This is a genomic window from Amycolatopsis sp. NPDC006125 (assembly GCF_040614195.1).
Lineage (GTDB): Bacteria > Actinomycetota > Actinomycetes > Mycobacteriales > Pseudonocardiaceae > Amycolatopsis_E > Amycolatopsis_E tucumanensis.
This window is the reverse complement of record NZ_JBEXTZ010000003.1, coordinates 138451-162124: the sequence shown is the minus strand read 5'-3', so window position 1 is coordinate 162124 and position 23674 is coordinate 138451. Positions and strand designations below refer to the sequence as shown.

Below are 23674 nucleotides of genomic sequence, written 5' to 3'. Positions count from 1 at the left end.
TGCTGGCGCCGCTGTGCGTCGGCGCCGCGTGGCTGATCGACCGGATCGTCGACCGGGTGGCCGCGTGGTTGCGGCCGGGCCGCGACGAGGACGTTTCGAGCCGGTCCTAAGGTGTCGCTGGTGTCAAGCAGGAGGCGGATCACCGTCGCGCTCGTCGGGCTCATCGTGCTCGTGTTCGGTGGCTGGATCGTGCGCGAAACCACCACATCGACCGAGCCGGCGAGTGGGCTCACGGCGTTGTCCAGCCTGCCGGCCGAGGCGGGCCAGACGTGGCGTCTCATCCAGGCCGGCGGGCCGTTCCCGTACCGCAGCGACGGAACGGTGTTCGAGAACCGGGAAAAGCGGCTCCCCGTCAAGGAGAGCGGCTACTACCGGGAATACACGGTGCCCACGCCGGGCAGCGCGGACCGCGGGGCCCGGCGGCTGATCACCGGGGCGCAGACCGAGCTGTACTACACCGGTGATCACTACGCTTCCTTCGTCCAGGTCGACCCGTCGAAGTAGCGAGAACCCCATGTCCTCTTCCCAGACGATCGTCGAGCAGGCCCGCGCGCGCGGCGCCTACTCGCACATCATCGGCAGCAGGCCCGCGGACAAGATGTCCGCCCTCGACGCGATCGCGTCCGCTTTGTCCTTTCCGGACTGGTTCGGCCGCAACCTGGACGCGCTGTACGACTGCCTGACCGATTTGTCGTGGCTGCCCTACGGCGAGCACGTCCTGGTGTGGGCCGGATCGGACCTGCTCAAGGACGCCGACCCGAAGGCTTACCTGGCGATCCGCAGCGTCCTGTCCGACGCCGAGCGAGCCTTGGCGCCGGGTGGCGACCGCGCCGACAGCCGCCGGCTGACGGTCGCCCTCACCGACGACTAGTCCTGCGGGACCCAGTTCGGCTTGCGCTTCTCGCCGAACGCGCGGATGCCCTCCTGGCCCTCTTCGCTGGCGAAGAACTGCGCGGACAGCTTGAGCATGTCCGGGAAGCCGTCGGCCGGGGTGGCCGGGCGCGGGCTGGCGAGCAGTTCCTTGGTCGCGGCGAGCGCGGCCGGGCCGCCCAGTGTGAGGGAGCGGACGTAGGCGTCGGTGGCCTCGTCCAGCCGGTCGGCGTCGACGGCCTTGTTGATGAGGCCGATCTCGGCGGCGCGCTCGGCGTCGAACACATCCCCGGTGAGGAACAGCTCCTGCGCGGCGCGCGGGTTGACGCGCGGCAGGACGGTGAGCGAGATGACGGCGGGCACGACGCCGATGCGGACCTCGGAGAACGCGAAGGTGACCTCCTTGGCGGCGACCACGAGGTCCGCGGCCGCGACCATGCCCACGCCGCCGGCGCGCGCGAGACCGGACAGCTTGGCGACGACCGGCTTCGGGCTCGTCCAGATCTGCTCGAGGATGCGGGGGAACTCGTTGACGCCCTGGTCACCCGCCCCGGCGCCGCGGGCTTCCTTCAGGTCCATGCCCGCGCAGAACACCTTGCCGGTGTGGGTGAGAACGATCACCCGGACGGCGTCGTCGTCCTTCGCCTTGGCCAGCGAGGCGGACAACTCGCGGCGCAGCTGGGCCGACAGGGCGTTCCGGTTGTGCGGCGAGTCGAGGGTGATCGTCGCGACACCACTCGCCACTGAGTAATGCACCAGTTCATCAGTCACGGGCTCACTGTAGTTCGGGCGGAGCGGCGGGGGAGCGCGGTTGTGAGCGGCTGCGCATCGGGACGATCCGGTGACAGCGCGTCAGCGGGCACGCTACGGTGCAACCGAGTGATTCACGGGGGGAGGAGCTGGTGATGGCTGAGGAGGGCTCGACCTCATCCGCCGATCAGTTGGCGGACGTGTTCGGTGGCGAAAGCCACTTGAACGCCATGCACGCCGACGCGAAGCGCATGCTGGCGGACGCGAAAGCGGGCCGCTGGGCCGTGGACGAGGAGACGGGATCGCACCTGCGGCGTGCGGTCACACAGATGCAGGATCGGATGAGCGACCTGACCTTGCGGATCAACCGGCTGCAGCAGGCGCCGAGGTTCGGCAACGACGAATACGCGAAAAGAGCATCGGCGCACTTTCTCACAGCGATGGACTCGGATGACCAGTCGCTCGTCCGGGTGTTCCTCGCGGCTCAGGACATGCTCGCGAGCCTCGGCCAGGCTATCGAGATCGCGATCAGCAAGTATGACGCGTCGGACGACGCAGCGGTCCAGGCGCTGCATACGTTCAAGGATCAGGAACTTCGGTGACCATCAACCTTCGCATTCCTCATGCCGTGGCAGGTGCGTGCCTGGCGGCAACCATGGCCGCTTGCACCACCACCGTTGCGGGAACAGCATCGCCCGTGCCCGGTGTGAGCCCCACTGCGAACGCAGACGTGTTCGCAGGGCTGAACGCGTGCCAGGTTCTCGACCAGTTGGTCGCGGGAGAAGGATTCAATCCCGGCGAAAACACGAGTCGACGCAACGAGTGTGGTGCTCTCAAGCCGCGGTTCGGATCGTACGGGCTTGCCCTGGATCCCGTGCAGGGACTCCGCGAGTACCGCGAGACGAACGACGCCGTGATGGAGGTTTCGGTCAACGGGCGGAACGCCTTGCAGGCCGACATTCCCACCGGCGGGTGCGCGATCGCCATCGAGGTTGGGGAGCACGCCCGCGCCTTGGTGCAGGTCGCACTGGTCACTAGCCCTCGCGATCCGCAGGCTTGCGTGGACGCCCACGCCCTCGCTGAGAAGCTCGAACCCCTGCTCCCGAAGGTCCAGTAGACCTCAGTTCTGCCGCGGCAGCAGCTCTTCCACGAACCGCTCCAGGAACGCCTCGAACGGCGACCCACCCCGGTGGTAGACCACGAACTTCGTCAGGCCCGCTTCCAAGTGGCCGTCCAGCAGGCGGTGCAGCGACGCCCAGTCCGTGGCGATCACGTCCGCCGGGTCGGTGTCCGGGCGTCGGGAGCGCACCGTGGCGGCCAGGGCGTCCGGGATGCCGTCCTCGGCGAGCATCAGGCTCATCCCGTAGTGGTCCGCCTCGATCGAGCGGCCCGCGGCGGCCGCGGCGGTCTCGATGGCCTCGCGGGCCCGGCGCGCCTCCGCCGGGGACAGGAAGCTTCCCAGCCATCCGTCGGCGTACTCGCCGATTCGCCGGTACGCCGCGGGCGCACTCCCGCCGAGCCAGATGTCCACCGGGCGCTCCAGCCGCGGGCCCAGCGAGACGTCCTCCAGCTTCCAGAACTCGCCCGCGAAATCGCCCTCACCGGCCAGCGCCGCCCGCAGCAACCTCAGCGACTCGTCGAACACCGCGGCCCTCGCGCCGGCCGGGACGTCGAACAGCGGCCACTCGCTGCGGCGCGCCGGGCGCAGGCCGAACACCGGCAGCACCCGCTTCGGCGCCAGCGCCGCCAGCGACGCGATCTGCTTCGCCACCAGCACCGGGTGCCGTCCCGGCAGCACCGCCACCGAACTGCCCGCCTTCAACGACGAAGTCCGCGCCAGCGCGTGCGCCATCCCGACGAACGGGTCCACCGCGTCCGAGTACACCTGCTCGGAAAACCACACCGAGTCGACCCCGGCGGCCTCCAGCCGGTCGACGATCCCCGGCAACTCCACGGGCGAGGTCTCAGCCCCCAGCCCAACCCCGATCCGGATCTTCACGCCACCCACGTTACGGGTCAGGCCGACCGGGCGGCACCTGCCAACGCGGTGGCGTACCGCTCCAACACGAGCGACGCCACCCGCGGATCACCGGCCAGGCAGTCGGCCAGCGCCACCGACGGCTCGGCCTCCCGCGCCAGCGCGGCGATCCGATCGGGCAGCAACCCGGGCGCGAGGAACCACGACGCCACCGCGATCCGCGACGCCCCACGCGCCCGCAACTTCGCCACCGCCGCGGGCACGTCCGGCTTCGCGGCGCTCGCGAACGCCGCCACCGCCCGGAAACCGTGCCGCGACTGCCACCGCCGGGCCAGCGCCGCGACCGCCTCGTTCGCCGCCGCGCGGGACGAACCCACCGCGGCCAGCACCACGCCCAGCCCGGGATCGGTCACGTCCGCCACCGCGGCCAGCCGGTCGAACGCCACCGGCTCCAGGTCCGCGCCCAGCACGTCGGCGATCGTCACCCGCAGCGCGGGCACCTCCGCCACCAGCGCGGGCAGGTCGACCCGCGCGTGGAAGGCACTGCCCAGCAGCAACGGCACCACGACCGCCTCCCGGTGGCCCGCGCGCACCAGGTCCCGCAGCACGTCCGTCACCAGCGGCTCGGACAGGTCCAGGAACGACACCCGCACGTCCAGTTCCGGCGCCGCCGCGGCGACCCGGTCCACCAGCGCCCGCACGGTCGCCGCGGACCGCGGGTCCCGGCTCCCGTGCGCGACGGCGACCAGCGGGATCACAGCGACCCCAGCCCGCGCGCCCGCAGCACGGCCCGCTCCAGCGGCCGGAACACCAGCAGCTCGATGCCGACGCCGACCAGCAGGATCAGGAAGATCGCCGCGATCACGGTCGACATGTCGTTGAGGAACCGGCCGTCGTCGAGGTAGGCGCCAAGGCCCTTGCCCAGCAGCGGCGACGTCGCGATGATCTCCGCCGCCATCAGCGACCGCCACGAGAACGCCCAGCCCTGCTTCAACCCGGCGAGGTACCCGGGCAGCGCCGCGGGCAGCAGGATGTGCCGGGCCGTCGCCAGTCGTCCCGCGCCCATCACCTTGCCGACACGCGGCAGGATCGGCGGGATCTGGTCGATGCCCGCCACCAGGCCGTTCGCGATCGACGGCACGCTGCCCAGCAGCAGCACCACGTACATCGCGGCCGGCTCGACACCGAACCACAGCACCGCGGCAGGCACCCAGGCCACCGACGGCAGGCTCTGCAGACCGGACAGGAACGGCCCGATCCCGGCCCGCACCAGCTTCACCTTCGCGACCAGCAACCCGAGCGGCGTCGCGATCAGGATGGCGACGAGGAACCCGAGCACCGCGCGGTGCACCGACGTCCACACGAACCCGAACGCGTCCCCGCTGGTGAACCGGCCCCACAGCTCGTCCCACACCGCGAGCGGCGCCGGCAGCTGGTACTCCGGCCAGAACGCGGCCGCCCACAACGCCTGCCAGACCGCGATCACCAGGACCAGGAACACCACCGGCGGCAGCACCGACCGGACGAACCGGCCCCAGCCGCCCTTCTTCGCGGCAGGCTGGACCGGCGTGTCGAGCGCGTCCAGACCCGCTTCGACCGCCGCGGCGTCCGGTTCGGCGGTCGAGCCCTCAAGCGGCGGCATGGCTGCTGATCACCTCACGCAGGCGGCGGTTGATCACGTCCACCGCGTTCACCTCGTCCTGCCCGGCCAGCCCGTCGACGCGCCACTGCTGCACGACCTTGCCCGGCCGCGACGACAGCAGCACCACCCGCTGCCCGAGCCGCACCGCTTCGCGCACGTCGTGGGTCACGAACACCACCGCGGTGCCGGTCGCTTCCCAGATGCGCAGCAGCTCGGCCTGCAGCACGTCGCGCGTGATGGCGTCGAGCGCGGAGAACGGCTCGTCCATCAGCAGCAGCGACGGCCGCTCCTCGCCGTCCTCGGTGTGGGTGGCCGACGCCAGCGCGCGGGCCAGTGCCACGCGCTGGCGCATGCCGCCGGACAGTTCGTGCGGGCGCTTGGCGCCCGCGCCGGACAGCCGCACCAGCTCCAGCAGCTCGCCGGTGCGGGTCTTGCGCTCGGCGCGGCCCATGCCGGCCAGCTTCAGCGGCAGCTCGACGTTCGCCGCGGCGGTCAGCCACGGCATGAGCGCCGCCTCCTGGAACATGACCGCCGGCCGGGACGTCGTCAGCTCGATCTCACCCGCGCTCGGCTGATCCAGGTTCGCGATCAGGTTCAGCAGGGTGGTCTTGCCGCAGCCCGAGGCGCCGAGCAGGCAGACGAACTCGCCCGGCGCGACGTCGAGGTCGACCCCGGCGAGCGCGGTCACGGCGTCGCGACCCTGCCCGAAGCTCTTGTGCACCCCGGACAACCGCACGGCGTGCCCGGTCGCGGGCTCCACCGGCGGGCGTCCCAGCGTGGCGGTCATGAACAGCCTCCTACTTCTTGTCCAGGCCGGACGCGCTGACGGCCGGCTTCCCGGCCTGGGCGAGCACGGTGTTGAGCAGGGTGAGGTCGGCGAACCCGGCGACGTCCGGGGCCTTGTCCTTGACCCCTGCGGTCACCTGGTCCTGGGCCAGCTGCGGGAACTGCCCGGCCAGCGGGTCGGTGGTGAGCTGGATGCCCTGCCAGGCGCGGTCCAGCGTGGCGGTCGCGAGCGCCTTGCCGGTGAGCTGCTGCAGCTGGTTGTTCACCGCGGTCTTCGCCTTCGCCGGGTCGGACGCGGCGAGCGTGTTCGCGTCGAGCAGGCCCTGCAGGATCGCGGTGACGGTCGCCGGGTGTTCCTTGAGGAACTGGGTGCGCACGATCAGCACGGTGGTCGGGAACTGCCCGCCCGGCCACAGGTCCTTCTCGTCGACCAGGACCTTCGCGCCGGCCTCCAGCACCAGCCGCGACGCCCACGGCTCGGGCAGCCACGCGGCCTGGATCGCGCCGGACTTGAACTGGTCGAGCGTCAGCGCGTTGTCGATGTTCTGGACCTTGACGTCGCTGAGCTTCTGGTCGGCGATCCACTTCTTCAGCGACACGTCCTGCGTGTTGCCCAGCTGCGGCGACGCCACGGTCTTGCCCTGCAGGTCCTGCGGCGTGTTGATCGACGGCTGCACGACCAGCTGCGCGCCGCCCGAGGTGGCGCCCGCGATCAGCCGCACGGCCTCGCCGCCGGACTGGGCGTAGGCGTTGATCGCCGGGCCGGAGCCGATGAACCCGATGTCCAGCGAACCGCCGAGGAGGGCGTTGACCTCCTCGGGGCCGGCGTTGAACTTGGTCGGCACCAGCTTGGTGTTCCCGAGGTGCTGCGCGAACAGGTTCTGGTCCAGCCCGATCAGCGCCGACGCGTGCGTGACGTTCGGGAAGTACCCGAGCCGCACCTCGGCCGCCGGACCCTGATCGGTCGCCGTCGCCGAGTCCTCCGATCGGTCCGCCCGTGAACACCCGGTCACCACTGCCAATGCGGACAACGCCACTGCTGCCAGAGCCAGAACACGAGTTTTCACGGACGGACCTTTCGGTTGGGGGATGGGGAGTTACGGGCCGGGGGAGACCACGTCCCGGTCGCTGCGCAGCACGGGAAGCGGCGCACCGACCATCCCGGCCGCCAGCGTGGTGCCGTCGGCCGGGTCGATCACCAGGAAGGCGCCGGTGCGCCTGCTGACCTCGTACTCGTCGACCGGCAGCGGTTCCGCGACGCGGACCTTCGCGCGGCCGATCTCGTTGAGCTGCAGCGTCTCCGGGTAGTCCACAGTGGACAGCTTCTGCTCGTCGAAGCGGGAGAGCAGCTCGTCGACGAACGCCTGCACCGTGCGCGCGCCGTGCTTGACCAGCACGCGGGCGCCCGGCCGCAGCGGTTTCTCCGACAGCCAGGCCAGCGTGGCGTCCAGCTCGTCGGTCGCCACCGGGGCCGAACCCGCCGCCGCGATCACGTCACCGCGCGCGATGTCCAGGTCGTCGGCCAGCACCAGCGTCACCGAGCGGCCCGCGGCCGCCTCGGCCAGCTCGCCGTCCGGCGTGTCGATCCGCTCGACCGTCGTGCGCAGGCCCGCGGGCAGCACCACGACCTCGTCGCCGGGGCGCACCGTGCCCGCCGCGACCTGGCCCGCGTAGCCGCGGTAGTCCGGGTACTCGGGCGTGCGCGGCCGGATCACGTACTGCACCGGGAAGCGGAACGGCGCGTCGTGCGGGTCGGGCGCGACCGGCACGGTCTCCAGGTGCTCCAGCAGCGTCGGGCCGGAGTACCACGGGGTGTGCGCCGAGCGCTCCACCACGTTGTCACCCACCAGTGCGGACACCGGGATCGCCAGCACTGATCCTTCGGCGTAACCCAGCGACGTGGCGTGGTCGGTGAACTCCTTCGCGATGACCCGGAAGGTCTCCTCGTCGTAGTCCACCAGGTCGATCTTGTTCACCGCGAGCACCAGGCGCGGCACGCCGAGCAGCGCGAGCACCGCGGCGTGGCGGCGGGTCTGCTCGATGACGCCCTTGCGCGCGTCGACCAGCAGCACGGCCAGCTGCGCCGTGGAGGCGCCGGTGACGGTGTTGCGGGTGTACTGCACGTGGCCGGGGGTGTCGGCGAGCACGAACGACCGCTTCGGGGTCGCGAAGTAGCGGTAGGCCACGTCGATCGTGATGCCCTGCTCACGCTCCGAGCGCAGGCCGTCGACGAGCAGCGACAGGTCCGGAGTGGACAGACCGCGGTCGACGCTGGCGCGGGTGACCGCGTCCAGCTGGTCGGCCAGCACCGACTTGGTGTCGTAGAGCAGACGGCCGACGAGCGTCGACTTGCCGTCGTCGACGCTCCCGGCTGTGGCGAGCCGCAGCAACGAGCTCATCAGAAGTACCCCTCCCGCTTGCGGTCCTCCATGGCGGCCTCCGACAGGCGGTCGTCGGCCCGGGTGGCGCCGCGCTCGGTGAGCCGGCTCGCCATCACCTCGGCGATCACTTCCTCGACGGTCGACGCTGTGGATTCCACGGCGCCGGTGCAGGAGCCGTCACCGACCGTGCGGTAGCGCACCGTCAGCTCCTTCACCTCTTCGCCGTCACGCGGACCGCCCCACGGTCCCTCGGTCAGCCACATGCCGTCGCGCTTGTAGACCTTGCGCTGGTGGGCGTAGTAGATCGAGGGCAGCTCCACCTTCTCGCGCGCGATGTAGTTCCACACATCGGCTTCGGTCCAGTTGGAGAGCGGGAACACCCGCACATGTTCCCCCGGACGGTGCCGTCCGTTGTACAGGTTCCACAATTCGGGACGCTGCCGTCGCGGGTCCCACTGGCCGAACGCGTTGCGCAGGCTGAAGATCCGCTCCTTGGCCCGCGCGCGTTCCTCGTCGCGGCGCCCGCCGCCGAACACCGCGTCGAACTTGTGCTCGGAGATGGTGTCCAGCAGCGGCTGGGTCTGCAGCGGATTGCGCGTGCCGTCGGGACGCTCGGTCAGGCGGCCGTCGTCGATCCAGTCCTGCACGTTCGCGACGATCAGCCGCAGGCCGTACTTCTCCACGACGTGGTCGCGGAACGCGATGACCTCGTCGAAGTTGTGCCCGGTGTCCACGTGCAGCAGCGGGAACGGCACCGGCGCCGGCCAGAACGCCTTGATCGCCAGGTGCAGCAGCAGGGTCGAGTCCTTGCCGCCGGAGAACAGGATCACCGGCCGGTCGAACTCGCCGGCCACCTCCCGGAAGATGTGGATGGCTTCGGATTCCAGTGCCGCCAGGTTGTCGGTCGCGGCGTCGGTCGCGGCTGTGGTCACTTCCCTCTCCCTACGCGTGCAGGCCGCACTCGGTCTTGGACTTGCCTGCCCAGCGGCCGCTGCGCGGATCGGCGCCCGGCGCCACCTTCGCGGTGCACGGCGCGCAGCCGATCGACAGGTAGCCCTCGCCGACCAGCGGGTTCTGCAGGATGCCGTGCTCGTCGATGTAGGCGTTGAACTCGTCGTCGGTCCACGGCGCGATCGGGTTGACCTTGACGAGGCCGTTGCGGTCGTCCCAGGTGACGATCGGGGTGTTCGCCCGCGTCGGGGCGTCCACGCGGCGCACGCCGGTGACCCACGCGGAGTAGTTCGACAGCGTCTTGCGCAGCGGCACCACCTTGCGCAGGTGGCAGCACAGGTTCGGGTCCCGCTCGTGCAGCTTGGGGCCGTACTCGGCGTCCTGCTGCGCCACGGTCTGCTCGGCGGCCGCGTTGACGATCTTCACGTCCGGGTACACGGTCGCGACCGCGTCCCTGGTGCCGATCGTCTCCGCGAAGTGGTAGCCGGTCTCCAGGAACAGGATGTCCACATCGGACTTCACCTTGGTGGCGAGGTCGATGAGCACCGCGTCCTGCATGTTGGAGGCGACGATGAAGTCGTCGCCGAAGGTCTCCGCGGTCCAGCGCAGGGCCTCCAGCGCGGTCGCGTCGGCCAGTTCGGCGGACGCCTTCTCCGCCAGTGCCTTCAGTTCTTCGGTCCTCGTCGCGGTGGTCACTTGCTCGCTCCTTCCGGAAAGCGCAGCCCGATGAACTTGACGGTGAAGACGCGGCGGCACGCGCCGCAAAGCCACGCCCCCTCTTCTTCGGGACGGAGGTCTTCGTCCCCGCAGTACGGGCAGTGGAACGGCGTCGCGCGTTCCTGTGCCGTCATCGGAGATCGGCCTCGTCGGCCCGGGCCACCCACTGCGGGAAGCGCTCGCCCTCTTCCCGCTGGCCCAGGTAGTTGCGCACGACCCGCTCGACGTAGCCGATCAGCTCGTCGCCGGTCACCTTGTGGCCGCGCAACTTCCGGCCGAACCCGGCATCCAGGCCCAGTCCGCCGCCCAGGTGCACCTGGAAGCCCTCGACCTGGTTGCCGTCGTCGTCGGTCACGATCTGGCCCTTGAGGCCGATGTCCGCGGTCTGGATGCGGGCGCACGAGTTCGGGCAGCCATTGATGTGCACCGTGACCGGGTTCTCCACCTGGTCCTGGATGTCGCCCAGCCGCTCCTCGAGCGCGGTCACCAGGTCCTTGGCGCGCTGCTTGGTCTCGACGATCGCGAGCTTGCAGAACTCGATGCCGGTGCAGGCCATCACGCCGCGCCGCCACGGGCTCGGGTCGGTGGGCAGGCCCAGCTCGGCCAGCTCCGCCTGCAGGCCGGGCACGTCCTCCTCGGCGACGTCGAGCACCAGCAGCTTCTGCAGCGGGGTGAGCCGCACCCGGTTCGAGCCGGCGCGCTCGGCGGCCTTCGCGACCTTGATCAGCGTCGAGCCGGACACCCGGCCACCGATCGGCGCGGCGCCGACGTAGAACTTGCCGTCCTTCTGCCGGTGCACGCCGACGTGGTCGTGCTGCACGGCGGGCGCCTCCGGCGCGGGGCCGTCGATCAGCTTGCGCTTCAGGTACTCGTCCTCCAGCACCTGGCGGAACTTTTCCGCTCCCCAGTCCTTGACCAGGAACTTCAGCCGCGCGCGCGAGCGCAGGCGGCGGTAGCCGTAGTCGCGGAAGATGCTGATGACGCCTTCCCAGACCTCGGGCACCTCGTCGAGCGGCACCCAGGCGCCCAGGCGCTGGGCGATCATCGGGTTGGTGGACAGGCCGCCGCCGACCTGCACGTCGAAGCCGGGGCCGTGCTCGGGGTGGCGCACGCCGACGAACGCGACGTCGTGGATCTCGTGGGCCACGTCCGGCAACCCGGACACCGCGGTCTTGAACTTGCGCGGCAGGTTCGCGTACTCCGGCTTGCCCAGGTAGCGGCGCTTGATCTCGTCGAGCGCCGGGGTGCCGTCGATGATCTCGTCCTCGGCGATCCCCGCGACCGGGGAGCCGAGCATGACGCGCGGGCTGTCGCCGCACGCGGTCATGGTGGTCAGGCCGGCGCCCTCCAGCTTCTCCCAGATCGTCGGCATGTCCTCGATCCGGATCCAGTGGTACTGGACGTTCTGCCGGTCGGTGATGTCCGCGCTGTCGCGCGCGTAGGTCTGCGAGATCTCGCCGATGACCGCTAGCTGCTCGGTGGTCAGCGCGCCACCGTCGATGCGGACGCGGAGCATGAAGTACTCGTCGTCCAGCTCCTCCGGCTCCAGCGTCGCGGTGCGGCCGCCGTCGATCCCGGGCTTGCGCTGGGTGTAGAGGCCGTACCAGCGGAACCGGCCACGGAGGTCGCCCGGATCGATCGAGTCGAAGCCGCCACGCGCGTAGATGTTTTCGATCCGCGATCGAACGTTGAGCGGGTGGTCGTCCTTCTTCGAGCGCTCGTTCGGGTTCAGCGGCTCCCGGTAGCCGAGGGCCCACTGGCCCTCACCACGACGCTGCCGGGCGCGCGGGGTTCGGGCGGCGGCAGGGTTGTCGCGCGTCGGCGAAGCCATGTTCGAGTCCTTCCGGGGCTCTCGCGAAGGCGCCGCGCGCACGGAAATGCCCTGGTCAAAGCCCGTGGTGGGGGTTTGGCAGTCCGCGGCGTGACGGCGCCCGCTGGTCCTAGCTGGGTGGCGGTGGCGGCGTCAGTTCGTTTCGCGGCACAGGGCGCTGGCGACACGCCGGAAGTCGACGTGGCGACGCACCACGAGGAGCACTCCGGCATAAGTCACGGGATCAGCGTGCCACGCTGCTCACGATGTGGTCCAGCCCGCTCCGCATGCTGGGATACGCATCACGCTGAAAAAATCTCCGGCAGACTGGCGCGCGAGTTGGATCAGGGACACTGGGAAGCGTGAGTGATACTTCCGCCCCGGTGGCGTTCGCACTGCCGGAGCACGCGCTGGCCGGGCTCGGGACGCGGCCCTTCGGCGTGTACGTGCACGTGCCCTTCTGCGCGACGCGCTGCGGCTACTGCGACTTCAACACCTACACCGCCGGTGAGCTGGGCACGAGCGCGTCGCCCGAGTCGTGGCTGGAGGGGTTGCGGCGCGAGCTGGACCTGGGCGCGCGTGCGCTGGGCAACGCGCCGGCGGCCGAGACGGTGTTCGTCGGCGGCGGCACCCCGTCGCTGCTGGGCGCTTCGGGGCTGGCCGACGTGCTCGACGCGGTGCGCGACTCCTTCGGGCTGGCGCCCGGGGCCGAGGTGACCACGGAGTCCAACCCGGAGTCGACGTCACCGGAGTTCTTTTCCGGGCTTCGCGAGGCCGGGTACACGCGGATCTCGCTGGGGATGCAGTCGGCGGCCTCGCACGTGCTGAAGATCCTGGACCGCACGCACACGCCGGGCCGCCCGGTGGCCGCCGCGCAGGAGGCGAGGGCCGCGGGGTTCGAGCACGTGAACCTCGACGTCATCTACGGCACGCCGGGAGAGCGGACCGCGGATCTGCGTGCCTCGCTCGACGCCGTGCTGGAGGCCGGGGTCGACCACGTGTCGGCGTACTCGCTGATCGTCGAGGACGGCACCGCACTGGCCCGGCGGGTGCGGCGCGGTGAGCTGCCCGCGCCGGACGAGGACGTGCTGGCGGCGGACTACGAGCTGATCGACTCGGTGCTGTCGGCGGCCGGGCTGGGCTGGTACGAGGTGTCGAACTGGGCGGCCTCGGAGGCGGCCGCGTGCCGGCACAACCTGGGTTACTGGCGCGGCGGCGACTGGTGGGGCGCGGGGCCGGGGGCGCACAGCCACGTTGGCGGGGTGCGGTGGTGGAACGTGAAGCACCCGGCGCGCTACGCCGCGGCGCTGGCTTCCGGCGGTTCGGCCGAGGCCGATCGCGAAGTGCTCACGCCCGAGGAGCAGGCCTTCGAGCGGATCATGCTGGAGCTGCGGCTCGCCGAGGGGTTGCCGGTGTCCGCGCTGACCGCCGACGGGGCGCGGGAGGCCGAGGCCGCGGTCGCCGAGGGGCTGCTGGACGCCGCCGCGTTCGCCGGGAAGCAGCGGTGCGTGCTGACCTTCCGGGGGCGCCTGCTGGCCGACGGGCTCGTGCGGCGGCTCGCTCCCTGAATATTTCGCTCGCGGAGATCATCCCGGCGCTGCTAGCTTTCGCGGCACCTGGTGACTTCGGGAGGTCGAGGAATATGGCTGTCAGCGGCCGTCCTTCGCCTGCCCGTTTTCTCTCACCAGGAGTTCTCCTTGTTCTTGACCACTGATCGTCTTCTGCTGCGCCCGTGGACCGGGGCGGAGGCCGCCGCCGTCCGAGCCGGTGATCGCCGCCCGGACTGGGCTGGCGATTTCCCCGCCGAGGGCGACGTCGTGATCGCCGGGCTGCTCGCCGAGCGCCCGGACTGGCTCGCCGCGTTCGGGCACCACCTGGTCGTCGAGCGCGCCACCCGGCTCGTCGTGGGTTCGATCGGACTGTTCTGGCCGCCCGAGGACGGCGTCGTGGAGATCGGCTACGGCATCGTGCCGAGCCGCCGCGGACGGCGGTACGCCGCGGAGGCCACGGTCGCGCTGACCGGGTTCGCGCTCACCTCGCCCGAGGTGCGGAGCGTGTCGGCCCAGGTGGAGCGCGCCAACCCGGCTTCGGTGCGGGTGCTGGAAGCGGCCGGCTTCACGCTCGTCGCCGACGAGGGTGAGGTGCTCCGCTTCAGCCGGTCGTAGCGACCGCGCGGCCGAACAGGCTGCGCAGGTGGGTCGGCAACTGGAGGACGACGATCGTCACGATGGTCAGCACGCTGTCGTGAGCGGTTGCCGCCGGAGCAGTGTCGCGAGCGCCACGACCCGCGGTCGATCACCCGCCGATGGTCGCGGGCGGAGCCCGTCACGCGCGCCGGGCTTCCGGCTACGCCCGCTCAGACCTTGGCCAGGTGTCAGCAGTCGGGGATGGTCTCGGTGCAGATGGACTGCTCGCCGTTGCTCGCGGTCTGCAGCAGCCGGTACAGGGTCTCGCGCTGGTCTCCGTCGAGTGCGCAGAACACTTCGTCCTCCACGGCGGCCAGCGCGAACTCCGCCTTGGCCAGCGTCTTCGCCCCGGCCTCCGTCAGCGAGACCGTGTGCCGCCTGCGGTCCTCCGGCGACCGCCGCCGCTCGACCAGCTGCTCCCGCTCCAGGTCGTTGAGCAGGCCGACGACGTTCGTCCCGTCCATCTCCAGCGTGCTCGCCAGCGTCTGCTGCGAGATCCCGTCCCGGTCGCGCACCAGGGTCAGGGCCAGCAGGTGCCGCGGCCGCAGGCCCAGCGGTTCCAGCACGGTTTCCGAGCGCAGCCGCAGCCGGCGCGCCAGGTGGTCGATCAACGCGCCGACCCGGTGCGCGGGCTGGTTCACAACCGGCAGGGAGGCCACCTCGTCACTTTACCCAACCGAAGCGGCTATCTGTGTGCTATAGATAGTTTGCGTAACACCAATCAATATTGAAGGGCAAACCACCCATGGCACACCTACTGCACATCGACTCGAGCATCCGCGGCGAGGAGTCCGTCAGCCGCAGGCTGACCGCTCGTGCGGCGGAGGCCTGGCGCGCCGCGCACCCCGAGGGCACCGTCACCTACCGGGACCTCGCCCGGAACCCGGTTCCGCACCTCGGCGAAGCAGGCAACACGGCCCGCATGGTGCCGCCGGCGCAGCACACCGAAGCCCAGGCCTCGGCCTGGGCGCGCATGCAGGAGCTGATCGGCGAGATCAAGGCGGCCGACACCGTGCTGCTGGGCCTGCCGCTGTACAACTACGGCCCGCCGAGCGAGGTGAAGGCGTGGGTCGACCACCTGATCGTCCCCGGCCTGGCGTTCGACCCGGAGACCGCGCGGGGGCTGCTCGGCGACCGCGAGCTCATCGTGCTGGCCAGCCGCGGCGGCGGCTACGGCCCGGGCACCCCGCGCGAGGGCTGGGACCACGCCGAGCCGTGGCTGCCGCACGGGCTGTCCCTGACCGGTCTCGAACCGCGCGTGATCACCGCCGAGCTGACCCTCGCGCCGCAGAACCCGGCCATGGCCGACCTGATCCCGCTGTTCGAGCAGAGCCTCGCCACGGCGGAGAAGGAGATCGACGCCCTGTGGGTGCCCGCCGCGGCCTGATCGTGTGACCCGGACCGCACTTTCCGGGAAAAGTGCGGTCCGGCTGCAACCGCCACCCGTGGTGCGAGCATCTGCTCTTCGTGCACTTCGACGATTTCGCCCGCGAGCAGCTGCCGGGGCTGGTGCGGTTCGCGGCGGTCCTGACCGGGGATCCGGACCTGGCCCAGGACCTCGTGCAGGAGGCGCTGGTGCGGGCCCACGAGAAGTGGGCCCGGGTCGCCGAGACCGACCGGCCCGACCTGTACCTGCGGAAGATGGTCGTCAACGGGCACCTGTCGTGGCGGCGCCGCTGGTACCAGCGCGCGGTGCGGTCGGTCGCGGACCCGACGTGGTTCCGCGAGCCGCACACCGCCGACCCGGCCGGCCGGATCGCCGACGGCGCGCAGCTGAAGGAACTGCTGTCGGGGCTGAGCCGGTCGCAGCAGGCCGCCATCGTGCTCCGGTTCTACGAGGACCGCGACGACGACGAGATCGCGTCGGTACTCGGCTGCGCGGTGGGTACCGTGCGCAGTCACATCTCCCGCGGCCTGTCCGTGCTGCGGGTCCGCCTGGGCGCCGAGATGGAGGTGGCCTGACCATGTCCGAAATGCGGAATCTGCGGGAAGCGCTGAAGACCCGGGAGGCGCTCGCTCCTGATCCGGACGCGGTGCTCGCCGGGGCGCACGGCCGGATCCGGCGCAGGCGCGCCCAGCGGCGGATCGCCGGCGCGGCGGCCGCGGTGGCGGTGGTGATCGCCGGGGTCGGCGCCGGGATGACCGTGCTGCGCCCCTCGAACGAACCCGAGTCGATCGAGGCCGCCGCGGGGGCGACCGACCTCCCGGTGCCCGCGCCCGCGTTGCCGTTCACGGTCGGCGAGCTGCCGTCCGGGTTCGAGCTGAGCAGCTGGACCGTCTCCGGCAGCGCCGCGAGCGGCCGGTACAACGGCTACTACGGCAACTACCTGGAGATCAGCGTCGGCGACTTCCCGGACGCCGACGTCGGGGAGTCGGGCATCGTGACGGATCTGGCCGGCGGGGGGACACAGGCGAAGGTCCGCATCGCGCCGGACCGGGTGGTCTCGGTGCTGACCAAGACCTGGCAGATCCCGGACATCAACATGCTGCAGATCGCGCGGTCGGTCCGCCTCGTGCCGACGCCGGTGCACTCGATGCTGCGCAGCCTGCGCGCGCCGGCCGGGCTGACCGTCCGCCAGTGGAGCGGTGACGCGCGGTACGAGTACCTGACGCTGTGCCCGCCCGAGGTGCCGGCGCAGTCTCCGGCCCGGTCGGACGGGCGGTGCTACAACGTCTCCGTGAACGGCCCCGTGCCTCCCACCACGACCAGGGCCACGACGACGACCGATGTGCCTGCCCCGATGGTGGGGGTCAAGACGGTGCGCCGCATCCTCGACGGCGGCAAGGTTCTGATGGTCGACACCGAGCAGGGGCAGCAGGCGGTGGTGGAGGCGATCGCGGCGTCCGCGGTCGCCGGCTGACACGGGCCGCCGTCAGCTCCAGATGGTCACGTAGACCGGTGGCCGGAAGCGGGACGGCGGCACCCCGGCGCCGGGGGCGCGCATCACCTGCATCGCCGCCGGGGTGCCGAGGAAGTGCCGCAACGAGTTCGCCGCGGTGGAACACCGGTTGTGCGGCAACGTGGTCAGGTGCCAGTACTCCGTCCGCGGGGTGACCGGCGTCGGCAGCACGACCAGTTCGTGCCTGCGCCGCTGCGGCGCCACCAGGTGCTCGAAGGCCAGCGACACCCCGCTGCCATTGGCCGCCGCCGACCACGCCGCCGTCTGGTTGGGGAAGACGCGGATGGCCGATTCCGGAACGGCCATGCGGCGCAACAGTTGTGCCGTCCCGCTGCCCGGGTCCGCGCCCGACGGGTCCACCAGCCACGGCCACTGCGCCGGGCCGCCGCGAGGCCGGAACCCAGGCGCCGCAACGGCGACGATGTTGCATCGGAACACCGGCTCGCTCTCCACGCCACCCTCCAGGCGCGGCCCGAGCGCGGCGTCGGCGAGCCGGTTCGTGACCAGCACCGGCATTTCCGCCACCTGGGCCAGCCCCGCCGAGGCGTCCACCGACTGGCCCGTTCGGCGCATGAACGCTTCGAGCAACGGATCCGCGACGAACTCCGCGATCGTGCTCGTGACCACGACGTGCATCCGTTCGGCTACGCCATTGGCCTCCCGAACGGCGGCATCGGCATCCGCCCCGAGGGCTACCATCTGTGTGGCGATCGGCAGCAGGCGGCTGCCGCCCGGCGTCAGCGTCATACCGTTGGCGGTGCGCACGATCAGCTTGTCGCCGTGGTGCTGCCGCAGCGCGGCGAGCGCTTGGGACACAGCGGGTTCGCTGACACCGAGGGTCCGGGCCGCGTCGGTGACCGAGCCGAGCCGGGCCACGAGGACGAAGGCACTCAGCTGACCGAGCGTCATTTCACACCGGTCCGAATCACTTGAACAGCCTACATAAGTGATCCCTTAATCGGCCATTGTCGGTTTCCCCCACCGGGTGCACCCTGTGCCGAAAATCCATGCCCGGGGAGGGCGCATGCAAGTACCTGCGCAGTTCCAGTACGAACGAGCCACGAGCGTGGCCCACGCACTGAGTCTGCTGACGAAGTTCGGTCCGGAGAGCCGGATCGTGGCAGGCGGGCACAGTCTCATCCCGATGATGAAGCTGCGCCTGGCCCAGCCGCAGGCGCTCATCGACATCAACGACCTGTCCGAATTGGCCCGGATCAGCGTCGAGGACGGCACTTTGTGCGTCGGCGCCATGGTGCGTCACGCCGATCTGCTGTCCTCGGCGGTCGTGGGGGAGCACTTCCCGATCTTCCACGACGCCGAGCGGGTGATCGCCGATCCCGTGGTGCGCAACCGCGGAACGGTCGGCGGTTCGCTGTGCCAGGCCGATCCGTCCGAGGACCTGTCGGCCGCGTTCGCCGCCGTGCGCGGTGAGGCGGTGATCGAGGGACCCGGCGGGCGCCGGGTCGTGCCGGTCCGTGAGTTCTTCACCGGTCCTTACCAGACCGTGGTGGGGGACAACGAAATGCTCGTGCAGCTGCGCGTGCCGATCTCCTCGTCCGCGTCGGCCTACGAGAAGGTCGAGCGCAGGGCGGGGGACTGGGCGGTCGCCGCGGCCGGCGCCGAGCTGCGGATCGAAGGCACGCAACTGGTTTCGGTCGGCATCGGGCTCACCGCGCTGGGCGCGCCGAACTTCCACGCGCCGGAGGCCGAGGAGTACCTGCTCGGCGGACCGGCGGTGGACGAGCGCTTCGCCGAGGCGGGCCGGATCGCCGCGCGGCACTGCGAACCGGTTCCGGACCAGCGCGGGCCCGTCGACTACAAGCGGCACCTCGCGGAGGTCCTCACCGTCCGCGCGCTGCACCGGGCCCGCACCCGTTGGCACGGCAACCACCGCCAGGAGGCCTGAACACATGGAGATCACGGTCACCGTCAACGGGCAGCAGCACACGCGGGACGTCGAACCCCGCCTGCTGCTCGTGCACTTCCTGCGCGACGAGCTGGGCCTGACCGGCACGCACTGGGGTTGCGACACGTCCAACTGCGGCGCGTGCGTGGTGTGGCTGGACGAGGCGCCGGTCAAGTCGTGCACGGTCCTCGCGGTGATGGCCGACGGCCGCCGCGTGCGCACCGTCGAGGGGCTCGGCGACTCCACCGTGCTGGACCCGGTGCAGCAGGGCTTCACCGAATGCCACGGCCTGCAGTGCGGGTTCTGCACGCCGGGCATGATGCTGACCGCGCGCTGGCTGCTCGACCACCACCCCGATCCGTCCGAAGAGGACATCCGTGAGGCGATTTCCGGCCAGCTGTGCCGGTGCACCGGCTACGAGAACATCGTCAAGTCCGTCCGGTGGGCCGCCGAGCACGACACCGCTGCCGCAGCGGTCCCCGAGGAGAGCACTGTGGACGGTGCGGAGGTGTCCGCGTGACCACCACCGAGAACCACACCCCGATGGGGTTCGGGCGCATGCACCGCAAGGAGGACGCCCGGTTCATCCGCGGGCACGGGCAGTACGTCGACGACGTGAACCTGCCCGGGATGCTGCACGGCGCCGTGCTGCGCAGCCCGCACGCCCACGCGCGCATCGTGTCCGTCGACACGAGCGCGGCCGAGGCGCACCCGAAGGTGAAGGCCGTCATCACCGGCCAGACGCTGGAGGGGCTGAACCTCGCCTGGATGCCGACGCTCTCGCACGACGTGCAGGCCGTGCTGGCCACCGACAAGGTCCGGTTCCAGGGCCAGGAGGTCGCCTTCGTCGTCGCAGACGACCACTACGCCGCCCGCGACGCGCTGGAGCTGATCGACGTCGAGTACGAGCCGCTGCCGCCCGTCGTCGACGCCCGCCGCGCGCTGGAGCCGGACGCGCCGGTGATCCGCACCGACATCGACGGCAAGCGGGACAACCACATCTTCGACTGGGAAGCAGGCGACGCCGCGCGCACCGACGAGGTGTTCGCCCGCGCCGACGTGGTGTCCGCGCAGGACATGCTGTACCCGCGGGTGCACCCGGCGCCGATGGAGACCTGCGGCGCGGTGGCGCACCTGGACCCGATCACCGGGAAGCTCACCGTGTGGACGACCACGCAGGCGCCGCACGCGCACCGCACGCTGTACGCGCTGGTGGCCGGGCTGCCCGAGCACAAGATCCGGGTCATCTCGCCGGACATCGGCGGCGGGTTCGGCAACAAGGTCGGCATCTACCCGGGTTACGTGTGCGCGGTGGTCGGCTCCATCGTCACCGGCAAACCGGTGAAGTGGGTGGAGGACCGCTCGGAGAACCTGATGAGCACGTCCTTCGCCCGCGACTACCACATGCACGGCGAGATCGCGGCCGCCAGCGACGGGAAGATCCTCGGGGTGCGCGTCAAGGTGCTCGCCGACCACGGCGCGTTCAACGGCACCGCGCAGCCGACGAAGTTCCCCGCCGGGTTCTTCAGCGTCTTCACCGGTTCCTACGACATCGAGGCGGCGCACTGCGCGGTCACCGGCGTCTACACCAACAAGGCGCCCGGCGGCGTCGCCTACGCGTGCTCGTTCCGCATCACCGAAGCGGTCTACCTGGTCGAGCGGCTGGTCGACGTGCTGGCCTACGACCTCGGAATGGACCCGGCGGAGCTGCGGATGCGCAACCTGCTCAGGCCGGAGCAGTTCCCGTACGTCAGCAAGACCGGCTGGGAGTACGACTCCGGCGACTACCCGCGCGCGCTGAGCCAGGCGATGGACATCGCCGGCTACGCGGAACTGCGGGAGGAGCAGAAGCGGCGCGCGGCGACCGGTGACGGGCCGCTGATGGGCATCGGCATCAGCTTCTTCACCGAGGCCGTCGGCGCCGGGCCGCGCAAGCACATGGACATCCTCGGGCTGGGCATGGCCGACGGCGCCGAGCTGCGCGTGCACCCGACCGGCAAGGCCGTGCTGCGGCTGTCCTGCCAGAGCCAGGGGCAGGGCCACGAAACGACGTTCGCGCAGATCGTCGCCGAGGAGCTGGGCATCTCGCCGGACGACATCGAGGTCGTGCACGGCGACACCGACCAGACGCCGTTCGGCCTCGGCACCTACGGGTCCCGGTCGACGCCGGTGTCCGGCGGGGCGACGGCGGTGGTGGCGCGTCGGGTCCGCGAGCGGGCCAAGATCGTCGCCTCGGCGATGCTGGAGGTGAGCCCGGACGACCTGGAGTGGGAGAAGGGCCGCTGGTTCGTCCAGGGCGACCCGGACTCCGGCAAGACCATCCAGGAGATCGCGCTGGCCGCGCACTCCGACCTGGAACTGCCCGACGGCGTCGAGGGGCACCTGGACGCGACGTGCGTCTACAACCCGCCGAACCTGACCTACCCGTTCGGCGCCTACATCTGCGTCGTCGACGTCGATCCCGAGACCGGGCAGGTGAAGGTGCGCCGGTTCGTCGCGGTCGACGACTGCGGCGTGCGGATCAACCCGATGATCGTCGAGGGCCAAGTGCACGGCGGGCTGGCCGAGGGCATCGGCATGGCGCTGATGCAGGTGATGGCGTTCGACGAGGACGGCAACCACCTCGGCGGGTCGTTCATGGACTACCTGATCCCCACGGCCGTGGAGTGCCCGTCGTGGGAGCTGGGCGAGACGGTGACCCCGTCGCCGCACCACCCCATCGGGGCCAAGGGCATCGGCGAGTCCGCGACCGTCGGCTCGCCCGCGGCCGTGGTCAACGCGGTGCTCGACGCGCTCAAGCCGTACGGGGTGCGGCACGCGGACATGCCGCTCACCCCGGCGGCCGTGTGGCGCGCGTCGCAGAACCGTCCACTCCGGACAGATTTGGCGATCACGTGATGAACGGGCAGGAGTTGCGGGCGCACGCGGAGTCCCTGCGGGCGGGCCGGACGCCGTTCGTGCTGGCGACGGTGGTGCGGGCGCAACGCCCCACGAGCGCGAAGCCCGGCGACTGCGCGCTGGTGCTCGCCGACGGGACCATCGAGGGTTTCGTCGGCGGGTCCTGCGCCGAGTCGACCGTGCGGCAGCAGGGGATCCGGCTGCTGCTGACCGGCGAGTCGGCGCTGCTGCGGATCCAGCCGGGCGCGGGCGAGCAGGTCGAGGAGGGGGTGGTGACGGTCGGGAACCCGTGTCTGTCCGGCGGCGAGCTGGAGATCTTCCTCGACGCGCAGATGCCGCCGCCGCTGGTGGCGATCCACGGTGACGGGCCGATCGCGCGGGCACTGGCGTCGGTCGGCCGCGTGCTCGGCTACGAGACGCGGGTGGGCGCCGAGCTGTCCGACGACACGTTCGCGGTGATCGTGGCGTCGCACGGCCGGGACGAGGAACGCGTGCTGGAGGCGGCGGTGCGCGCGGACGTGGCCTACATCGGCCTGATCGCGAGCGAGAAGCGCGGTGCTGCGGTGCTGGAGCGGCTGGGGCTGCCCGAACCCGGCCGCATCCACACCCCGGCCGGCCTGCCGATCGGGGCGCGGACGCCGGCCGAGGTCGCGGTGTCGGTGTACGCGGAGCTGATCGCGACCCGCCCGCGCCCGCCGCGGCGCCCCGCCGAGGACGTCGAGGTGGCCGCCGAGGCGGTCGACCCGGTGTGCGGCATGAGCGTCGCGATCACGCCGGAGGCGGTGCAGCTGCCCTACGGCGGGCGGCGGTACTACTTCTGCGGGGCCGGGTGCCGTCACGCGTTCGCCGACGAACCGGGCAGGTACACCGGTGACGCCTGAGACGGTCGGCGATCTCGCCGAGCGCCTCGGCGCCGCCGGGTACCTCACCGACGACGCGCTGGCCACCGCCCTGTTCCTCGCGGTCCGGATGCGGCAGCCGATCCTGCTGGAGGGCGAGCCCGGTGTCGGCAAGACGCAGGCGGCCAAGTCGCTGGCGGCGGCCATGGACACGCCGCTGATCCGGTTGCAGTGCTACGAGGGACTGTCCTCTTCGGACGCGCTGTACGAGTGGAACTACCCGCGCCAGCTGCTCGGGATCCGGCTGGCCGAGTCACGGGGCGAGTCGCTGGCGGAGGCCGACCTCTTCGCCGACGACTACCTGCTGGCGCGGCCGCTGCTGGCGGCGATCACGCACCCCGGCCCGCGCCCGGCGGTGCTGCTGATCGACGAGGTCGACCGCGCCGACGACGAGTTCGAGGCGTTCCTGCTCGAACTGCTGGCCGAGTCAGCGGTGACGATCCCGGAGCTGGGGACCCGGCGCGCGGTGGTGCCGCCGGTGGTCGTGCTGACCTCCAACCGGACCCGCGAACTGCACGACGCCCTCAAGCGGCGGTGCCTGTACCACTGGATCGCGCACCCGGAGGTGGCGCAGGTGGCGGCCGTCATCCGGTTGCGGGTGCCGGGCGTGGCGGACTGGCTCGCCTCGCGTGTGGCGCGGGCGGTGGGGCGGATGCGCGGGTTCGGGCTGTACAAGCCGCCGGGGGTCGCGGAGGCGATCTCGTGGGCCTCGGCGCTGCGGGTGCTCGGTGTGCCGGTGGTCGACGGCCCGGCGGTGGAGCGGACGCTGAGCGCGGTGCTCAAGTACGAAGAGGACCGCGCGGTGGCAGTGGAGCGGCTGGCGGAGGTGGTTGGTGAGTGAGGCTGCCGGGCTGGGCCGCGGTGGTGCGGAGGTTCGGCGTGGTGTTGAGGTGCGAGGAGGACTGCGGGGGCGTTCTCGGTGCCGGTGCGGCGGCCATTTCCAGCGGGTGCGGTGGTGGATCGGCTGGTGGAGGTGGTTGGTGAGTCAGCCTGGCGGTCT

Annotated in this window: 28 protein-coding genes; 14 read left to right on the top strand and 14 right to left on the bottom strand. The window is 71.3% G+C overall.

Annotation, left to right across the window (positions count from 1 at the left end; all coding sequences use genetic code 11):
- Positions 1-120: 120 nt before the first annotated feature.
- Positions 121-504 carry a ribonuclease domain-containing protein gene (locus ABZ193_RS03235; RefSeq protein ID WP_027935639.1) on the top strand — a complete coding sequence of 128 codons (384 nt, stop codon included), beginning with the start codon at positions 121-123 and terminating at the stop codon, positions 502-504.
- A gap of 10 nt (positions 505-514) precedes the next feature.
- Positions 515-871, top strand: a complete 357-nt coding sequence (locus tag ABZ193_RS03230; protein ID WP_017981182.1) for a barstar family protein — start codon at positions 515-517, stop codon at positions 869-871.
- Here ABZ193_RS03230 and ABZ193_RS03225 read toward each other — a convergent pair.
- The gene (locus ABZ193_RS03225) at positions 868-1641 is read right to left on the bottom strand and encodes an enoyl-CoA hydratase-related protein (RefSeq protein WP_027935640.1); all 774 of its coding nucleotides are present in this window, start codon (positions 1639-1641) and stop codon (positions 868-870) included. The genes ABZ193_RS03230 and ABZ193_RS03225 overlap by 4 nt on opposite strands.
- A 134-nt stretch (positions 1642-1775) precedes the next feature.
- On the opposite strand from ABZ193_RS03225, the gene ABZ193_RS03220 reads away from it, so the two are divergent.
- Positions 1776-2222, top strand: coding sequence for a hypothetical protein (locus ABZ193_RS03220; RefSeq protein WP_237337337.1), 447 nt, complete (start codon positions 1776-1778; stop codon positions 2220-2222).
- Positions 2219-2737 carry a DUF3558 domain-containing protein gene (locus ABZ193_RS03215; RefSeq protein ID WP_354708687.1) on the top strand — a complete coding sequence of 173 codons (519 nt, stop codon included), beginning with the start codon at positions 2219-2221 and terminating at the stop codon, positions 2735-2737. Before ABZ193_RS03220 ends, ABZ193_RS03215 begins: the two co-directional genes overlap by 4 nt.
- A gap of 3 nt (positions 2738-2740) precedes the next feature.
- Here ABZ193_RS03215 and ABZ193_RS03210 read toward each other — a convergent pair whose 3' ends face one another.
- From ABZ193_RS03210 to ABZ193_RS03160, 11 genes are all read right to left on the bottom strand, one after another.
- Positions 2741-3619, bottom strand: coding sequence for a TIGR03854 family LLM class F420-dependent oxidoreductase (locus ABZ193_RS03210; protein ID WP_354708686.1), 879 nt, complete (start codon positions 3617-3619; stop codon positions 2741-2743).
- 17 nt (positions 3620-3636) lie between these two features.
- Positions 3637-4356, bottom strand: coding sequence for a CbiX/SirB N-terminal domain-containing protein (locus ABZ193_RS03205; RefSeq protein WP_354708685.1), 720 nt, complete (start codon positions 4354-4356; stop codon positions 3637-3639).
- Positions 4353-5240 (bottom strand): ABC transporter permease, encoded by an 888-nt coding sequence (locus ABZ193_RS03200; RefSeq protein ID WP_020416566.1) that lies wholly within the window; start codon positions 5238-5240, stop codon positions 4353-4355. The genes ABZ193_RS03205 and ABZ193_RS03200 overlap by 4 nt, the downstream gene beginning before the upstream one ends.
- The gene (locus ABZ193_RS03195; protein ID WP_020416567.1) at positions 5227-6027 is read right to left on the bottom strand and encodes an ABC transporter ATP-binding protein; all 801 of its coding nucleotides are present in this window, start codon (positions 6025-6027) and stop codon (positions 5227-5229) included. The genes ABZ193_RS03200 and ABZ193_RS03195 overlap by 14 nt, the downstream gene beginning before the upstream one ends.
- A 10-nt stretch (positions 6028-6037) precedes the next feature.
- Positions 6038-7042 carry an ABC transporter substrate-binding protein gene (locus ABZ193_RS03190; protein ID WP_237337378.1) on the bottom strand — a complete coding sequence of 335 codons (1005 nt, stop codon included), beginning with the start codon at positions 7040-7042 and terminating at the stop codon, positions 6038-6040.
- An 81-nt stretch (positions 7043-7123) separates the two neighbouring features.
- Positions 7124-8425, bottom strand: coding sequence for a GTP-binding protein (locus ABZ193_RS03185; RefSeq protein ID WP_020416569.1), 1302 nt, complete (start codon positions 8423-8425; stop codon positions 7124-7126).
- A complete protein-coding gene (gene cysD, locus ABZ193_RS03180; RefSeq protein ID WP_354708683.1) occupies positions 8425-9339 on the bottom strand; it encodes a sulfate adenylyltransferase subunit CysD in 915 nt (304 codons plus the stop codon). Before cysD ends, ABZ193_RS03185 begins: the two co-directional genes overlap by 1 nt.
- Before the next feature lie 10 nt (positions 9340-9349).
- Positions 9350-10054: a phosphoadenylyl-sulfate reductase gene (locus ABZ193_RS03175; protein WP_020416571.1), complete on the bottom strand. Its 705-nt coding sequence runs from the start codon at positions 10052-10054 to the stop codon at positions 9350-9352.
- The gene (locus ABZ193_RS03170; protein WP_354708681.1) at positions 10051-10209 is read right to left on the bottom strand and encodes an Insertion element protein; all 159 of its coding nucleotides are present in this window, start codon (positions 10207-10209) and stop codon (positions 10051-10053) included. The genes ABZ193_RS03175 and ABZ193_RS03170 overlap by 4 nt, the downstream gene beginning before the upstream one ends.
- A complete protein-coding gene (locus ABZ193_RS03165) occupies positions 10206-11906 on the bottom strand; it encodes a nitrite/sulfite reductase (RefSeq protein WP_354708679.1) in 1701 nt (566 codons plus the stop codon). The genes ABZ193_RS03170 and ABZ193_RS03165 overlap by 4 nt, the downstream gene beginning before the upstream one ends.
- 132 nt (positions 11907-12038) lie before the next feature.
- On the bottom strand, positions 12039-12110 hold the full coding sequence (locus tag ABZ193_RS03160; RefSeq protein WP_354708697.1) for a putative leader peptide: 72 nt from the start codon (positions 12108-12110) through the stop codon (positions 12039-12041).
- Between the two features lie 158 nt (positions 12111-12268).
- Here ABZ193_RS03160 and hemW point away from each other — a divergent pair, with 158 nt between their 5' ends.
- Together hemW and ABZ193_RS03150 are read left to right on the top strand one after the other, a co-directional pair.
- Positions 12269-13453, top strand: coding sequence for a radical SAM family heme chaperone HemW (hemW, locus tag ABZ193_RS03155; protein ID WP_354708696.1), 1185 nt, complete (start codon positions 12269-12271; stop codon positions 13451-13453).
- A 135-nt stretch (positions 13454-13588) separates the two neighbouring features.
- Complete coding sequence (locus tag ABZ193_RS03150; RefSeq protein ID WP_354708678.1) at positions 13589-14050, top strand: GNAT family N-acetyltransferase; 462 nt, start codon at positions 13589-13591, stop codon at positions 14048-14050.
- Between the two features lie 209 nt (positions 14051-14259).
- Here the strand turns inward: ABZ193_RS03150 and ABZ193_RS03145 are convergent, their stop codons facing one another.
- A complete protein-coding gene (locus tag ABZ193_RS03145; RefSeq protein ID WP_354708677.1) occupies positions 14260-14730 on the bottom strand; it encodes a MarR family winged helix-turn-helix transcriptional regulator in 471 nt (156 codons plus the stop codon).
- Positions 14731-14816: 86 nt separating this feature from the next.
- Here ABZ193_RS03145 and ABZ193_RS03140 point away from each other — a divergent pair, with 86 nt between their 5' ends.
- From ABZ193_RS03140 to ABZ193_RS03130, 3 genes are all read left to right on the top strand, one after another.
- Positions 14817-15458 carry an NAD(P)H-dependent oxidoreductase gene (locus ABZ193_RS03140; RefSeq protein WP_354708676.1) on the top strand — a complete coding sequence of 214 codons (642 nt, stop codon included), beginning with the start codon at positions 14817-14819 and terminating at the stop codon, positions 15456-15458.
- Positions 15459-15538: 80 nt separating this feature from the next.
- Positions 15539-16033 carry a SigE family RNA polymerase sigma factor gene (locus ABZ193_RS03135; RefSeq protein WP_027935646.1) on the top strand — a complete coding sequence of 165 codons (495 nt, stop codon included), beginning with the start codon at positions 15539-15541 and terminating at the stop codon, positions 16031-16033.
- Between the two features lie 2 nt (positions 16034-16035).
- The gene (locus ABZ193_RS03130; protein WP_354708675.1) at positions 16036-16932 is read left to right on the top strand and encodes a hypothetical protein; all 897 of its coding nucleotides are present in this window, start codon (positions 16036-16038) and stop codon (positions 16930-16932) included.
- A 12-nt stretch (positions 16933-16944) separates the two neighbouring features.
- On the opposite strand, the gene ABZ193_RS03125 is transcribed toward ABZ193_RS03130, so the two are convergent.
- Entirely contained in the window at positions 16945-17880 is a 936-nt protein-coding gene (locus tag ABZ193_RS03125) for a LysR family transcriptional regulator (RefSeq protein ID WP_020416579.1), read from the bottom strand.
- Positions 17881-17995: 115 nt separating this feature from the next.
- Between ABZ193_RS03125 and ABZ193_RS03120 the strand changes: the two genes are divergently transcribed.
- The 5 genes from ABZ193_RS03120 to ABZ193_RS03100 are packed head-to-tail and all read left to right on the top strand — an operon-like array spanning position 17996 to position 23515.
- Positions 17996-18877, top strand: a complete 882-nt coding sequence (locus ABZ193_RS03120; protein WP_237337325.1) for a xanthine dehydrogenase family protein subunit M — start codon at positions 17996-17998, stop codon at positions 18875-18877.
- A 4-nt stretch (positions 18878-18881) separates the two neighbouring features.
- Positions 18882-19397, top strand: a complete 516-nt coding sequence (locus ABZ193_RS03115; protein ID WP_354708674.1) for a (2Fe-2S)-binding protein — start codon at positions 18882-18884, stop codon at positions 19395-19397.
- Positions 19398-19420: 23 nt separating this feature from the next.
- Complete coding sequence (locus tag ABZ193_RS03110; RefSeq protein WP_354708694.1) at positions 19421-21775, top strand: aerobic carbon-monoxide dehydrogenase large subunit; 2355 nt, start codon at positions 19421-19423, stop codon at positions 21773-21775.
- A complete protein-coding gene (locus ABZ193_RS03105; RefSeq protein ID WP_354708673.1) occupies positions 21775-22656 on the top strand; it encodes an XdhC family protein in 882 nt (293 codons plus the stop codon). The genes ABZ193_RS03110 and ABZ193_RS03105 overlap by 1 nt, the downstream gene beginning before the upstream one ends.
- Positions 22646-23515, top strand: a complete 870-nt coding sequence (locus tag ABZ193_RS03100) for a MoxR family ATPase (protein ID WP_354708671.1) — start codon at positions 22646-22648, stop codon at positions 23513-23515. Before ABZ193_RS03105 ends, ABZ193_RS03100 begins: the two co-directional genes overlap by 11 nt.
- Positions 23516-23674: the final 159 nt, after the last annotated feature.